Origin of the sequence: Bacillus cereus group sp. BfR-BA-01380, assembly GCF_022663535.1 — a bacterium.
Classification (GTDB): Bacteria; Bacillota; Bacilli; order Bacillales; family Bacillaceae_G; genus Bacillus_A; species Bacillus_A cereus_BB.
The window spans coordinates 32,805-47,304 of record NZ_JAKUFS010000025.1 but is presented as its reverse complement, the minus strand read 5'-3'; the positions used below and the strand labels follow the sequence as shown (position 1 = coordinate 47,304).

Here is a 14,500-nt window from a genome sequence, read left to right as displayed (position 1 = left end):
TCATTTTTGGAGGTGAAAACATGGCAATTGATCGAAAGCGAGCAATTATTGAAGCAGCAACAAAATCTTTTTCTGCATTTGGTTATAAAGCAACAACGATGGATCAAGTTGCAAAGCTTGCGAATGTTGGGAAAGGGACAATTTATACGTTTTTCAAAAATAAGGAAGAGTTGTTTGGTGAAATTATCTCTAATTTAATTACAGAAATGAAACAAGCCGCAGAAACAACAATCGATCCAACTGTTTCATTTTTTGAAAACGTACACCGTGCATTATGCAGTATTTTAGAATTCCGAAAAGACCATCAACTTATGATTAAGCTCATTCAAGAAGAACGAGATATGGGAACAAAAGAAGTGCAAGATGTTATGCAACAATTGGATTCGGCAATTATTACATTTATAAAATCGCATCTTGAATCTGCAATTGCAAAAGGTGAAGTTACAGCATGTGACCCAGAAATTACAGCATTTATCATGGTTCGTTTATATATATCGCTCATTTTTGACTGGGAAAAATATCATGAACCGTTAGAAAAAGAGCATATTGCTGAACTTTTTGAATTATATTTATTAAAGGGATTGTCAAAATGAGATAATCCTCTTAATTTTATAAAAACTGACCAGATGAATAATTTGGTCATAAATTAGTAGAGGGGGAATTATAAGAAAACGGTCACACATACGAGGGGATGATTTGGTCGTTATTTTCTTCTTTTTTTTACAAAAACTGACCAAATGAACAAAATAGTCAACAATTTAAAGGGGGGAGTAAACAATGCGAGGATTGAAACTGCTTGGACAAGAGTTTGCTACGATTATCAAAAGCAAAAAACTCTTAATTCCAATAATTGCAGTCTTATTTATTCCAGTATTGTACGCTGGTATGTTCTTAGGTGCGTTTTGGGATCCATATAAACAATTAGATGATTTACCAGTTGCAGTTGTAAACCTTGATGAAGGTGCAGTGTATAATGGAAAACCGATTGAAGCCGGTAAAGAACTTGTTACTAAATTGAAAGAAAAGAAAGGCTTCAAATGGGAGTTTGTCAGCGAGAAAACAGCAAAAAAAGGAATGGACGATCGTAAATACTACATGACGGTTCGCATCCCAAATAACTTCTCTAAAAATACAACAACATTGTTGGATGCACACCCTAAAAAATCAACAATAGAGTACATTCCAAATGAAAGCTTAAACTTCTTATCCTCACAAATTGGTGGATCAGCCATTGAAAAAATTAAAAGCGAAGTATCAGCTACAGTAACGAAAACATATGCTGAGACAATGTTTGATTCATTGAAAGATGTGTCGAAGGGATTTGCTGATGCAAGTGAGGGCGCTGGTAAGATTCATGATGGAACAGGGAAATTAAAAGATGGCTCACAGCAAATCACAAATGGTTTAGGTGAGTTATCTGGGAAAGCTAATGATGGATTGAATAAGTTAGCAGATGGATCAGGTCAATTGACAGGAGGCTTAGGTCAGTTAGTAGATTCAAAAGGGAAATTTCAAAATGGATTAAACCAATTGTCTAATGGTTCAGGTCAATTGACAGGAGGCTTAGGTCAGTTAGCAGATTCAAAAGGGAAATTCCAAAATGGATTGGGTCAATTAGCAAATGGTTCTAATCAAATCACAAATGGCTTAGGAGAGTTAAATAGTAAAGTAAGTGGCATGCCAGGTGGGGTGAATCAGTTATTAGGTGGTTCACAACAAATTACAGGTGGCTTAAATGAACTAATTAATCCTAAAGGGAAATTGCAATCAAGTTTAGGTCAGTTATTAGATGGTTCGCAACAAATTACAGGTGGATTAAAGCAATATACTAATCCACAAGGTGATTATCAATCTGGATTAAAAGCAGCTAAAAACGGTGCACAAGAGGTAAGCGGAGGAGCTGCTGAACTTTCACAAGGGGTATCTAAATGGAAGGAAAAAGCAGATAAGCTAAGTGCTGGTGCAGATACAACAGCAGGTGGAGCAAAAGTAGTTGCCGATGGTTTAGCGGCGCTAAATGGAAAATTGAAAGACTTACCGGAAGAAGATAAGAAACAACTACAACAACTAATTGCAGTGAGTCAAAAAGTAGCCGCAGGTACATCAGATGTTGCACAAGGTGTACAAGGATTAGCTGGAGAAAAAGGTGCTGAAAAAATTGAAGCCGGAGCAACAAAACTTGCAAGTGGTGCAGGTGATTTAAATAAAGGAATCAATCAGCTGTCGGAGAAATCAATAGCAGGTCTAAATAAATTGGCAAATGGCTCAGGGCAAGTAACAGGCGGTCTAGGCCAGTTAGTAGATTCAAAAGGGGAATTCCAAACTGGCTTAAATAAATTGGCAAATGGGTCAGGACAGATCACAGGTGGTTTAAATACCTTAGCAGATAGTGCGGGTCCATTAGCAAGTGGAGTAAATGCTTTATATGCTGGCTCACAACAAATCACAGGCGGTTTAGGTCAATTTGTAGATCCAAAAGGAGAATTACAAACGAATTTAGGCAAGTTATTGAATGGTTCGCAGCAAATAACAGGCGGTTTAGGTCAATTTGTAGATCCAAAAGGAGAATTACAAACGAATTTAGGCAAGTTATTGAATGGTTCACAGCAAATAACAGGCGGCCTAGGTCAATTCGTAGATCCAAAAGGAGATTTCCAAAGCGGCTTAACTCGTTTACAAGACGGTTCAGGTCAAGTAACAAATGGTCTTGGCGAAGCAAATAACGGTTCAAAAGAATTAGCAACAAAACTTGGCGAGGGTGCTGAGAAAACAAGTGAAACAAAAGGCGACGAGAACAAATATGACATGTTCGCTAGTCCGGTGAAAGTGAAAACTGAGAAAATGGCAGAAGTTCCGAACTACGGAACAGGCTTTACACCGTACTTCTTATCTCTTGGTTTATTTGTTGGAGCACTGTTATTATCGATCGTGTTTCCATTACGGGAAACAGTTGGTACACCGAAATCAGGATTTAGCTGGTTTATTAGTAAGTTTGGGGTATTACTTGCAGTTGGTGTGATTCAAGCACTTGTGGCGGATGCGGTGTTACTACTTTGGTTAGGTGTTAACGTACAAAGTGTTCCATACTTCGTATTGTTTAGTATTATTACAAGCTTATCGTTTATTGCGTTAGTTCAATTTTTAGTAACGACTTTCGGCGATGCAGGACGTTTTATTGCGATCTTGACATTGATTTTACAGTTAACAACAAGTGCGGGTACATTCCCACTTGAGTTAATTCCGAAACCGATGCAAGCACTTAACGCATGGTTCCCGATGACATATTCTGTATCAGGATTGAAAGCAGTTGTTTCAAGCGGAGACTTCGGCTTTATGTGGCAAAACGCAGGCATGTTAATGATCTTCATTGTTCTGTTATCACTTGGAACAATTGGTACATTAACTTGGATGCATAAACGTCAATATGGGGGATTTTCGGAAACAGAATAATTGATAAATCCTAAAGGCTTGTAGCCTTTAGGATTTTTTATGTTATAGAGAGTGGTTTTATTCGTGAACAGTTTCTGATTCTAAGTTCAGCTTATGTTCTTCAAAAATTTGTTTTGCCACAAAGATTGCGTTAAGGACTCGTGGAAAGGGCATTTACTATTAAACAAATTTCAAAGATGACCGGACTTAGTGTGCACACTTTGCGTTACTACGAAAAAGTTGGATTGCTTAATGAGGTGAAACGAGATATAAACGGTTATCGCCAGTATGCTGAATCTGATATTTCCTGGATCAATTTTGTAATCCGTTTAAGGATAACAGGGATGTCAGTTACGGCATGTGACCCAGAAATTACTGCATTTATCATGGTTCGTTTGTACGTATCTCTTATTTTTGATTGGGAAAAATATCATGAACCGTTAGAAAAAGGGCATAGCGCTGAACTTTTTGAATTATATTTATTAAAAGGATTGTCAAAATGAGATAATCCTCTTATTATTATAAAATGTGACCGAATGAATAATTCGGTCATGAGTTAGTGAGGAGGGATTATAAGAAGATAGCAACACATACGAGAAGATAATTTGGTCGTTATTTTCTTCTTTTTTTTACAAAAATGACCAAATGACCAAAATGGTCGATATTTTAAAAAGGGAGAGTAAGAAATGCGAGGATTGAAACTGCTGGGAAAAGAGTTTGCTACGATTATCAAAAGCAAAACAATCTTAATCCCAATTATTGCAGTATTATTTATTCCATTATTGTATGCTGCTACATTCTTATGGGCATTCTGGGACCCGTATGGTCAATTAGATGATTTACCAGTTGCCGTTGTTAACCTTGATAAAGGTGCAGTGTACAATGGAAAAGAACTTGAAGTAGGGAATGAACTTGTTGATAATTTAAAAGAAAATAAAAGCTTTAAGTGGGATTTTGTTAGTGAAAAAGAAGCAAAAAAAGGAATGGACAATCGCAAATATTACATGACGATTCGCATTCCAAAAGACTTCTCTAAAGATGCAACAACGCTTCTTGAAGCAAGTCCACAAAAATTAAAATTAGAGTATATACCAAATGAAGGTATTAACTATTTATTTTCTAAAATCGGTGAAACAGCAACCGAAAAAATCAAAGGTGAAGTATCAAGTACGTTAACAAAAACGTATGCCGAGAACATGTTTGATTCATTAAAAGATGTTTCTAAAGGATTTTCTGATGCAAGAGATGGAGCAAATCAGCTTCATGATGGTACAGGTGAATTGAAAGATGGTTCTGGGAAAGTAACAGATGGATTAAATACTTTAAATAGTAAGACCGGTGAAATGCAAACGGGGATTGGGAAATTATTAGACGGCTCTCAGAAGATTTCAGGAGGCTTAGGACAATTTATTGATCCAAAAGGAGAATTCCAAGGTGGTTTAGGAAAATTAACAAGTGGTTCTCAGCAAATTGCAGGAGGTTTAGGAGAATCAGCAACTGGTTCCCAGCAAATTGCAGGAGGTTTGGGTCAATTTGTAGATCCAAAAGGAGAGTTCCAGACAGGGCTTGCTTCTCTTTTCGGAGGTTCTAATCAGTTAGCGAATGGCCTTGGTCAACTTCAAGGTGGGCAAGAAAAATTAGCTACTGGGGCAACAGACATACAAAAAGGTATTCAAGATACGAACGCTGGATTGAAAAAATCGTTAGCAGGTGTAACGGATATGCAAGGTAAGTTACCAGAGCTAACAAGTGGATCTGAACTAGTAAGCAGCCTTGCACAGAATACTGCAGGTAGCGCGAACAAAGCTGTGAATGATTTAGCGCAGCTACAAGAAAAAATCAATGGGTTACCAGAGGAATATAAAAAAGAATTAGCACCAACTGTTCAAGAACTTGTGAAAGATAATAAAGATGTTGTAGCAGGTGCGAAGCAAACTGCGGGTACTGCAAAGGGCGTGGCCAATGGTCAAAAATTATTACAAGCTGGTGTAATCGGACTACAAAAAGGTCAACAACTTCTTGTAGAAGGTACAGATAAATTAGCAGCAGGTCAACAGCGATTTATAGCAAACTTCCAAACTTTTGGTGAGAAGTTAAAAGAAGCAACGACTGGTGCAAGTACTATAAATGGTGGTTTAGATCAACTTTCTACTAAAGCAACAGCAGGTTTAGGTCAGTTGTATACTGGAGCAAATAAGTTAGCAGGTGGCTTAGGCCAGTTATCTACAGGAGCAAATCAATTAGAAAGTGGTTTAGGTGACTTATCAGGAAAAGCAACAGCAGGACTAGGTCAGTTATCTACTGGAGCAAATCAATTAGCAGGTGGCTTAGGTGAATTATCTTCTGGTTCGAAACAAATGGCAAATGGCGTCAGCCAACTAGCAGACGGCTCAGGTAAAGTGACTGAAGGTCTCGCAAAAGCGAATGATGGTAGTAGCGAACTCGCAACAAAACTTGGCGAAGGCGCTGAGAAAACAAGTGAAACAAAAGGTAACGATAAGATATACGAAATGTTCGCGAGTCCAGTGAAAGTGAAAACTGAGAAAATAACAGAGGTTCCGAATTATGGAACAGGTTTTACACCATACTTTTTATCTCTTGGTTTATTAGTTGGGGCACTTTTATTAACTATCGTGTTCCCACTACGTGAAACAGTTGGTATACCGAAATCAGGATTTAGCTGGTTTATTAGTAAGTTTGGTGTAGTATTCACAGTTGGTGTGATTCAAGCCGTTATTGTGGATGCAGTATTATTGTTAGGGTTAGGTGTTAAAGTACAAAGTGTTCCATATTTCATATTGTTTAGTATAATTACAAGTTTAGCATTTATTACGTTAGTTCAGTTCTTTGTAACAATGTTAGGTGATGTAGGCCGTTTTATTATGATCTTGTTGATGATTTTACAATTAACAACAAGTGCTGGTACGTTCCCGCTTGAGTTAATCCCGAAACCATTACAAGTGTTTTATGGATGGTTACCAATGACATATTCTATAGCAGGATATAGAGCAGTTATTTCAAGTGGTGACTTCGGCTTTATGTGGCAAAACGCAGGCATGTTAATGATCTTTATTGTTCTGTTATCACTTGGAACAATTGGTACATTCACTTGGATGCATAAGCGTCAATATGGGAAATTTTCTGAAGCAGAATAATTGATAAATCCTAAAGGCTTGTAGCCTTTAGGATTTTTTATTATGCTATTTTTTCTTTCGCTGTTTTCGTAAAAATTGTTGCTATCTTGACCATACTGATAAAGTGAAACTTTAATCAGTGGGGGTTTTCTTCATCCCCCACTGATTATCAGCCCTCACCAATCGGGCTTTTACGGGCAGTTTATCTCCCGCCTAACTTCTTAAGAAAGGCGGAAGCGGCTCGCTCAGAATCGCAGGACGTTGGAGCACCCGACAGAGAGGCGCTTTTTGCCTCGTCCGAGGGGGCGAAACGACCGGAGATTCTAGCCGCTAGAGCTGGACAATGCTTTCGCTGAATTTTGAGGTGGGAGTATTACTGCCCGTTAATGCGGGATAAAAGGTTGCCTTTCAACTATATAAACTCATTTTCATTTTTCGACATATAAGTTGCTGCTATGCAGAGTGCAACATGACCGCTACTGACTTGCTTCCTTTGTTTTAAACCTCGCATGTGACAGGAAGAGGCCCTGACCGCTTCTATGCACGGCCAGATGCTCTCGTCTTCCTAAAAGGAAAGGGTTTTTTATGTCGTTTTTTAACTTATATATAGTAAATCGAATTTAAAGGATGGTTAACGTGAAAGATGAATTAAGTATAAATATCTACTTAGATGAAACGGATACTCCGTTTTCAAGATATTATAGCCCAGATGATGTTCACCTAAGCTCTGACCTTGAAGATTTTCTTTTGTCAAAACTGCACAGTGGTAAAAGAAAAGAAGTAGAAATATCTTTTTTAGGTCAGAATGATTTTGACGAAAAGTCATTGAAGACTGCTATATTTAACACTTTTTCTAATTTCTTGAACGAAGAGGAATATACATATGCTAGAAATGTCAAAAAGGCCATTATTTTGTTTGTAATTGGTATTATCGTTGGAGTGATATACTTGAAGCTTGCAAGCAATCATGCCTATATTGGAGGAGTATTGAGCATTGTGTGTTGGGTTTTTATTTGGGCAGGTACAGAGGTTTATTTTTTTGAAAATCGGCAAATCAAACAAAATATTAGGAAATGCAAGGATATTTTAAATGCGAATGTACGCAAGAAATAAAATTTTAGTAAATATTCACATTCGTGAAGCTGATTTTCGGAAACAGAATAAAGTGAAACTTTAATCAGTGGGGGGTTTCCTCATCCCCCACTGATTATCAGCCCTCACCAATCGGGCTTTTACGGGCAGTTTATCTCCCACCTAACTTCTTAAGAAAAGCGGAAGCGGCTCGCTCAGAATCGCAGGACGCCCACGCACCTGACAGAGAGGCGCTTTCTGCCTCGTCCGAGGGGGCGAAACGACCGGAGATTCTAGCCGCTAGAGCTGGACGATGCTTTCGCCGAATTTTGAGGTGGGAGTATTACTGCCCGTTAATGCGGGATAAATGAGAGAAAGCCTAAAGGTTTAACCTTTAGGCTTTTTTGGGTATAAAGATTCTTTTGAAAATCCGAGCTCGTAAAGACTGTAAAAGAAATGAATAATTATATACAAATACCCTATCATTGTATATATAGCCCATATATCAAACTGTTTTAAAGAATACATAAAATGATCATATTCGTTACCTTTTCGATTAATTGAATTCAATAAAGAAACAACTGGAATTGAAACAATAAAGATTAAATTCAAGATATTCAATTTCGTTTTGAGTTTATCTTTTTGAAATTGATAACAATTTAAAATACCAATGACTAAAAAGATAAATAAAACACTATAATATATTCTCCAAAAAAATGCAGGCATAGCTTCTACATCAGTTCCAGTAATCATAAAGTTACTCCTCCTAATTATCAACACACAATTTGTTCGTATCAATGGAATTTGAGACTGTCATATTTGTTGGAATTTGTCCCTTTTTCCCTCTGACAAAATAATTCTCCTTCCAAAATTAATGCTTCATATTCAGTGAGATTCTTTTTCATAAACATAATATATTTGAACTTTACTTAACTCAGACTTATCTGGATCCGCCGTTAGTTTAATAGTGCTTCATAATAGCCGTCTACTATAAACGTAGCAATTCTCTTATCTCTTATTTATCACACCAATAGGCGGAAAATTTGCGAGAATAAACTCCCATATTAGAGAGTTTGTTTTATATTTGATTGTAAATTTAATTTTAGAAATAAGATAAATGGTAGATTATATTTTTCTTAAAGTCACTATATAAAAAACCTAAAGGGGAAGCCCTTTAGGTTTGTATTATATTACGCTACTTTTTTCTTTTTACGAAAACGTTGTACGCCGTAACATACAACGATAAGTGTAAAAATGAGCCAAGCAAATGGTGCATATTTTTCGGCGAGTGTTTTCATTTTCATATTTTTTGTGATTTCTTCTTTTGTTTTTCCTACTATGACTTCAGAACCATTATACCCTTCAAGTGTGTTTCCTTTTTTAATTCCAAAAATGAGAGCTTCCGTGTTATTTTCGATCCCGTGATAGCGATATCCTTTACTATGTATCGTTAATTGTGTATCGTCTTTTTTTAATGTATATTCCTCAGTCGTAGCAATGTCTTTTGAAGAAAGTGGAATAGGCTCGATTGCCAATCGAACTTCTTTTTCTTTTAGCGGTGGAAGTGACTCACCATTTACAGAAAGGTGCGCAGGAATATGTTTTTCTGTATCCGTAGTTTTCCAACTTAATTTTTTTCTTCTATATGACTTTTTTTCGAGTAAGGAAAATTCTTTATTTACCATTGTTTCATCTTTTACTGGCTGTTCGGCCGTTATGTTTCCCTTTAATAGGATCACACCATCTTTCGCTGTTTGAAAAGAGGATACTTCTTTTGTCTCTTTTAGCTTGTTTACAGCGTCGTTATAATGTTCCTTTCCAAAAAGCGAAGAAATTGTTTGTACAGTTAAGACTATGTATAAGATTACTAGTACGATGATGCCCTTTTTCACGATTGTTCCCCCTGGAAAATAGTTTGAATGATCTCTATATCTATTATTTTACAGAAAAACATATATTAGGAACAATTTCTGATTATTACATTAACCTTACAGAATTGTAAGGTTGAGTTTTCGGTGTATGGGAATGAAAATGTGTTTTGCGATAACTTTTGATTTTCAAAGTATATAAATTCATAATGATGGAGAACAGGTATTTACCAGTCGCATTTTCCCGAGAACCGGCAGCAAAGAAATTTATTTTTTTGCGGAAGAAGGAAATGTATTCGTACAAGCAACTAAATGGGATTATAAATAAGAAGGAGCTGGAATATATGAAGAACTTATATGCAATCGGGGAAGTTTTAATTGATTTCATTCCTATTCAAAAAGGAAAGGCTTTAAAAGATGTAGTAGAGTTTCAACGAGTTCCTGGAGGAGCACCTGCGAATGTAGCAGCCGCAGTTGCAAAGTACGGAGGAAAGTCATATATGCTTACAAAGCTAGGTACCGATGCATTTGGCGATTTCCTTTTAGAACAATTACAAGAAGTGGGCGTAAATACAGACAAGGTTACAAGAACGAACGAAGCCAATACAGGCCTTGCTTTCGTCTCATTACGCGAAGATGGTGAACGTGATTTTTCCTTTTATCGCAATCCTTCTGCAGATTTGTTGTTTCATGAAAATGAAATAGAGGAAAGCTGGTTTGAAAAAGGTGATATTCTTCATTTTTGTTCCGTTGATTTAGTAGAAAGCCCGATGAAATATGCGCATGTGAAGGCGATTCGCTCTGCGAAAGAAAATGGAGGGATTATCAGCTTTGACCCTAACGTACGCCTGCCGCTTTGGAAACATGCTGAAGATTGTAGAAAAACAATCTTGGAATTTATTCCGCTTGCACATATCGTGAAAATTTCAGATGAAGAGCTGGAGTTTATTACGGGCATTTCTGATCCCAAAGAGGCGATTGAGTCCTTGTTTATAGGAGATGTACAAGTCGTTATTTATACAAAAGGAGCGCAAGGTGCGGAATTATATATGAAGGATAAACAATATCAATCAAATGGATATCATGTTGTAGTGCAGGATACAACAGGTGCAGGAGACGCATTTATCGGTGGTTTCTTGTATAAATTGTTAGAGAAAAACGTAGGGCAACAAAATGTAGAAGAGGTACTTCATATGCATTGGCAGGAGATACTAACATTCGCGAATGCAAGTGGTGCCCTTACTACGACAGGAAAAGGAGCAATATCTTCTATTCCTGTAAAAGAAGATATCTATAACCTGCTTCAAGGGTGACCTAAATAAAGTGAAACTTTCATTAGTGGGGATTTTCTTTCTCCACTGATGGAAAGTCTGCTGCAGTTATCCTCCACTATCTTTTTTTCTTCTTACGAAAACGATGTATGTCCTGCAAGGATAAGTGTAAAACTGAGCAAAGCAAATGGTGCATATGTTTCGTAATATCTTCTTTTATTTTTTCTACTATAATTTCAGAATGATCATACCCATTACAAATGTAATTCCTTTTTTAACCCCTACAATTAGAGCTTCCATTTTGTGAAAAACAAGTAAAAAAACATAAATTATGAATTTTTAGAAAAATATTGATAAATTGGTATTTTCCTTTTTTTAGACATAAATAGACAGTATACTCTAGATGAGTTGGGTAGCTTGGGAAATTATGCGAGGTGAAAAATATGAAAGGTACAAAAAGCAATGATTACAGGTCCATTAGGGGTAATTGTGTTAATGATGGCACTATACAGATAAGGCCATCAGAGGAAAAAGTCAATTACAAGTTCAAATGCAAGAAGATTCACTTCAGACAGGTAAGCTTATAGTATGATCAAAAATTCACTGGAAACTGCAGTGAAAGATACTCTCAAGGGAAGAGAAAGCAAGTATTGTCTTAAAAATAAGTTGTCTGTACGCATGATGGTGTATGAAAAAACTTTTGGGGCTTATTTATTGACATTACCATTGTTAAGGAGTGTTTCTTTTGATAGAGCATAGTCGAGTCGAAGCGGTGAATCATAATGAAAAAGAGCAGTTGACTTCTGATCTACCATTTGAGCATTAAAAGAAAGAAGAGACAATCGTCAGTAAGCACGATTGTTTCTTCTTTCTTTTTTTACTTATGCAACCTTACAGAATTGTAATCTTCATGTAAGGTTATGAGATAGTTTCCTTATTGTTTCAATGTAATAATAAGAACATAAGAATTAATAATAAATTTGTAGAGAGAGAGTGCTAGTGATGATTATAACAACAACTTCTGCTATTCAAGGAAAAGAAATTATTGAATATATCGATATTGTAAACGGTGAAGCAATTATGGGGGCAAATATTGTACGCGATTTATTTGCTTCTGTTCGTGACGTTGTCGGTGGCCGTGCTGGCGCATATGAAAGTAAGTTAAAAGAAGCACGTGATATTGCGATGGAAGAAATGAAAAGTCTTGCGAAGCAAAAAGGTGCAAATGCAATTGTTGGTATCGATGTAGACTACGAGGTCGTTCGTGACGGAATGCTAATGGTTGCTGTAAGTGGCACAGCTGTACGTGTGTAAATAAGTATTACTAAAAATCAAATAAAGGGCAGTACTAAAAAATCGGAACATATACGTTAATGAAAATGTGTTTTCAGCATGTTAGTAGGACCCAAGAGTGAGGGAGAAAATATTGAAAAAGCGAAATATTTTTATTGGAGCTGCAATGAGCGGTATGCTTTTATTATCAGCATGTGGTAATTCTGAAAATATTGCTACATCAAAATCAGGAAATTTAACAAAAGAAGAGTTTAATAAAGAATTAAAAGAAAAAGCTGGAAAAGCTATTTTACAGCAAGCAATGCTGGAGAAAATTTTGCTTGATAAATATAAGGTTTCCGATGATGAAGCAAAGAAAAAAGTTGAAGAAGTAAAAAAACAAATGGGCGACAAATTTAACGCTTATTTAACACAAATGGGTGTTAAAAATGAAAAAGAGCTTAAAGATAAAATGAAAGTACAACTAGCTTTTGAAAAAGGTATTAAATCATCAGTTACAGAAAAAGAGATAAAGGATTATTATAAGCCAAAACTGAAAGCTAGTCATATTCTAGTGAAAGATGAAAAGACAGCGAAAGAAATCAAAGAAAAATTGAATAAGGGAGAAGATTTTGCTGCGCTAGCAAAACAATATTCGGAAGATCCTAGTTCAAAAGAAAAAGGTGGAGAATTACCAGAGTTTGGTCCAGGTCAACTGGATCCAAAATTTGAGGAAGCTGCTTATAAATTAGAAACGGGGCAGGTAAGTGATCCAGTAAAATCATCTTTTGGTTATCACATTATTAAATTAACAGAGAAAAAAGAATTGAAACCTTTTGATCAGGAAAAAGAAAATATTCGTAAAGAGTTAGAAAATAGACGTTTAAAAGATCAACAATGGCAACAGCAATTTTATAAAGACTTATTGAAACAAGCAGATATAAAAGTAACGGATGATGATTTAAAAGATACATTTAAAGGTTTTTAAAAATCATGGACATTAACGAAAGAAAATGAATAACTTTTAACGATATACAAATGAAAAAGCTGACATAAAACTCCTTTCTTTTTGGAGGGGGACAAGAGCATCTGGCCGTACATAGAAGCGGTCAGGGCTTTTTCCTGCCACCTGCGAAGTTTAAAACAAAGGGAGAAAAGCGGGGGTAGGTCGTGTTGTATTCTGCATAGCAGCAACTTATATGACGAAAAAAATATATAAACGGGTCATCTTTCTGTGCATATTACGTGGAAAGATGACCCGTTTTACGTTTAAGCTTAATGTTCCTCTATAATAATACTTTTCTTATTTTTTATATTTACAATATCAATATAGTAATTTCTTATTAAGGTGTGTTGCAGTTTCCAATTATATACTATATAATTCTAATTAAGAAAACGTTTTCATTTAAAGGGGGAGAATTTCGTGTCGACGATCGAGGACGTAGCGAAATTAGCGGGGTTATCAAGAACAACGGTTTCTCGGGTGATTAATAATCATCCGTATGTATCCGACGAAAAGAAAAAGAGAGTACAATTAGCGATGAAACATCTTGGATTTGTTCCGAATTCTGCGGCGAGAAGACTACGTAAGCAAAAGACGGAAACAATTGCAGTGTTGGTTCCGCGTATCACAAATCCTTTTTTCAGTAGATTTATTGAGGCGATTGAAATTGTAGCTTCAGATCATAAATACAAACTGATTATTTGTCAAACAAGATATTTACCAGAGAAAGAGATGGAGTATTTACAGCTATTATCTACGAAACAAGTAGATGGGATTATTTTATGTTCACTTGAAAATGCTTGGGAGGATGTTGAGCCTTATTTACAGCATGGACCGATTGTTTTATGCAATGAATATATTGAAGAAGCAAACATTCCAACTGTAAATTTTGATCATGCACAGGGAGCATACATAGCAGCGAAGCATGTATTAGATCAAGGATATCGCCATCTTGTCTTTTGCCGGGGCAGAGAGACAAAGGTGATTAACCAACAAAGAAAAATGGGCTTCTTGCGTGCTGTAACAGAAGCGAGCAAACAAGTGGAGTCAATTGACTTTGTTGAAAGCGCTTACTCCATTGAAGATGGAAAAAATATATTCTATGAGTTTTTACAAGACAAAAAAAATCCTACCGCTATTTTGGCAGGGGGGGATGAAGTCGCAGCAGGAATTATCGCAGAAGCAAGCAAACAAGGCTGGAGCATTCCTGATGATTTAGCTGTAGTTGGTTTTAATAATCAGTTCTTATCACAAATTACAGACTCAGGCATTACAACAATTGATCAGCCAATTGATGAAATGGCACGTAAAGTTGTGGAACTGATGATGGATAAAATCCATACGAAAAATTATCGAAATAAAGAAGTGTACGAGTTTGAACTGGAGCTCTTGGTGAAAGGCTCGACGGTGAAAAATACAATGATGCTAGCCTAGTAGACGATGTCTGCTAGG

At 36.3% G+C, this 14,500-nt stretch carries 11 protein-coding genes and 2 pseudogenes; 11 read left to right on the top strand and 2 right to left on the bottom strand.

All coding sequences use genetic code 11. From position 1 onward, the window contains the following. The first annotated feature begins 20 nt into the window (after positions 1-20). From MR076_RS19990 to MR076_RS19970, 6 genes and pseudogenes are all read left to right on the top strand, one after another. Positions 21-593, top strand: coding sequence for a TetR/AcrR family transcriptional regulator (locus MR076_RS19990; protein ID WP_242223514.1), 573 nt, complete (start codon positions 21-23; stop codon positions 591-593). 184 nt (positions 594-777) lie between these two features. Further along, a complete protein-coding gene (locus MR076_RS19985) occupies positions 778-3,450 on the top strand; it encodes a YhgE/Pip domain-containing protein (protein WP_242223512.1) in 2,673 nt (890 codons plus the stop codon). A gap of 140 nt (positions 3,451-3,590) precedes the next feature. Continuing rightward, positions 3,591-3,776 (top strand): annotated as a pseudogene (locus MR076_RS26860) (MerR family DNA-binding transcriptional regulator); the annotation flags it as partial. Positions 3,777-3,785: 9 nt separating this feature from the next. Next, positions 3,786-3,932, top strand: a pseudogene (locus MR076_RS26855) (TetR/AcrR family transcriptional regulator); the annotation flags it as partial. 183 nt (positions 3,933-4,115) lie between these two features. After that, positions 4,116-6,584 carry a YhgE/Pip domain-containing protein gene (locus tag MR076_RS19975; RefSeq protein ID WP_242223510.1) on the top strand — a complete coding sequence of 823 codons (2,469 nt, stop codon included), beginning with the start codon at positions 4,116-4,118 and terminating at the stop codon, positions 6,582-6,584. A 615-nt stretch (positions 6,585-7,199) separates the two neighbouring features. Continuing rightward, complete coding sequence (locus MR076_RS19970; RefSeq protein ID WP_242223509.1) at positions 7,200-7,676, top strand: hypothetical protein; 477 nt, start codon at positions 7,200-7,202, stop codon at positions 7,674-7,676. Between the two features lie 345 nt (positions 7,677-8,021). Here MR076_RS19970 and MR076_RS19965 read toward each other — a convergent pair whose 3' ends face one another. Further along, positions 8,022-8,387 carry a hypothetical protein gene (locus MR076_RS19965; protein WP_242223508.1) on the bottom strand — a complete coding sequence of 122 codons (366 nt, stop codon included), beginning with the start codon at positions 8,385-8,387 and terminating at the stop codon, positions 8,022-8,024. Positions 8,388-8,824: 437 nt separating this feature from the next. Further along, positions 8,825-9,526 carry a hypothetical protein gene (locus MR076_RS19960; protein ID WP_242223506.1) on the bottom strand — a complete coding sequence of 234 codons (702 nt, stop codon included), beginning with the start codon at positions 9,524-9,526 and terminating at the stop codon, positions 8,825-8,827. A gap of 178 nt (positions 9,527-9,704) precedes the next feature. Between MR076_RS19960 and MR076_RS19955 the strand changes: the two genes are divergently transcribed. The 5 genes from MR076_RS19955 to MR076_RS19935 all read left to right on the top strand — a co-directional run bounded on the left by MR076_RS19955 (position 9,705) and on the right by MR076_RS19935 (position 14,482). After that, positions 9,705-9,830: a GH32 C-terminal domain-containing protein gene (locus MR076_RS19955; RefSeq protein WP_313897355.1), complete on the top strand. Its 126-nt coding sequence runs from the start codon at positions 9,705-9,707 to the stop codon at positions 9,828-9,830. A 16-nt stretch (positions 9,831-9,846) separates the two neighbouring features. Continuing rightward, positions 9,847-10,815: a carbohydrate kinase family protein gene (locus MR076_RS19950; protein ID WP_242223505.1), complete on the top strand. Its 969-nt coding sequence runs from the start codon at positions 9,847-9,849 to the stop codon at positions 10,813-10,815. A 960-nt stretch (positions 10,816-11,775) separates the two neighbouring features. Further along, positions 11,776-12,087, top strand: a complete 312-nt coding sequence (locus MR076_RS19945) for a heavy metal-binding domain-containing protein (protein ID WP_242223503.1) — start codon at positions 11,776-11,778, stop codon at positions 12,085-12,087. A 112-nt stretch (positions 12,088-12,199) separates the two neighbouring features. Continuing rightward, a complete protein-coding gene (locus tag MR076_RS19940) occupies positions 12,200-13,033 on the top strand; it encodes a peptidylprolyl isomerase (protein WP_242223501.1) in 834 nt (277 codons plus the stop codon). Positions 13,034-13,468: 435 nt separating this feature from the next. After that, positions 13,469-14,482, top strand: coding sequence for a LacI family DNA-binding transcriptional regulator (locus MR076_RS19935; RefSeq protein ID WP_242223499.1), 1,014 nt, complete (start codon positions 13,469-13,471; stop codon positions 14,480-14,482). Positions 14,483-14,500: the final 18 nt, after the last annotated feature.

Bases quoted from the DNA above. Each gene is read 5' to 3' on its own strand.
- MR076_RS19990 (WP_242223514.1), top strand. From the start codon at position 21: ATGGCAATTGATCGAAAGCGAGCAATTATTGAAGCAGCAACAAAATCT.
- MR076_RS19985 (WP_242223512.1), top strand. From the start codon at position 778: ATGCGAGGATTGAAACTGCTTGGACAAGAGTTTGCTACGATTATCAAA.
- MR076_RS19975 (WP_242223510.1), top strand. From the start codon at position 4,116: ATGCGAGGATTGAAACTGCTGGGAAAAGAGTTTGCTACGATTATCAAA.
- MR076_RS19965 (WP_242223508.1), bottom strand. From the start codon at position 8,387: ATGATTACTGGAACTGATGTAGAAGCTATGCCTGCATTTTTTTGGAGA.
- MR076_RS19950 (WP_242223505.1), top strand. From the start codon at position 9,847: ATGAAGAACTTATATGCAATCGGGGAAGTTTTAATTGATTTCATTCCT.
- MR076_RS19945 (WP_242223503.1), top strand. From the start codon at position 11,776: ATGATTATAACAACAACTTCTGCTATTCAAGGAAAAGAAATTATTGAA.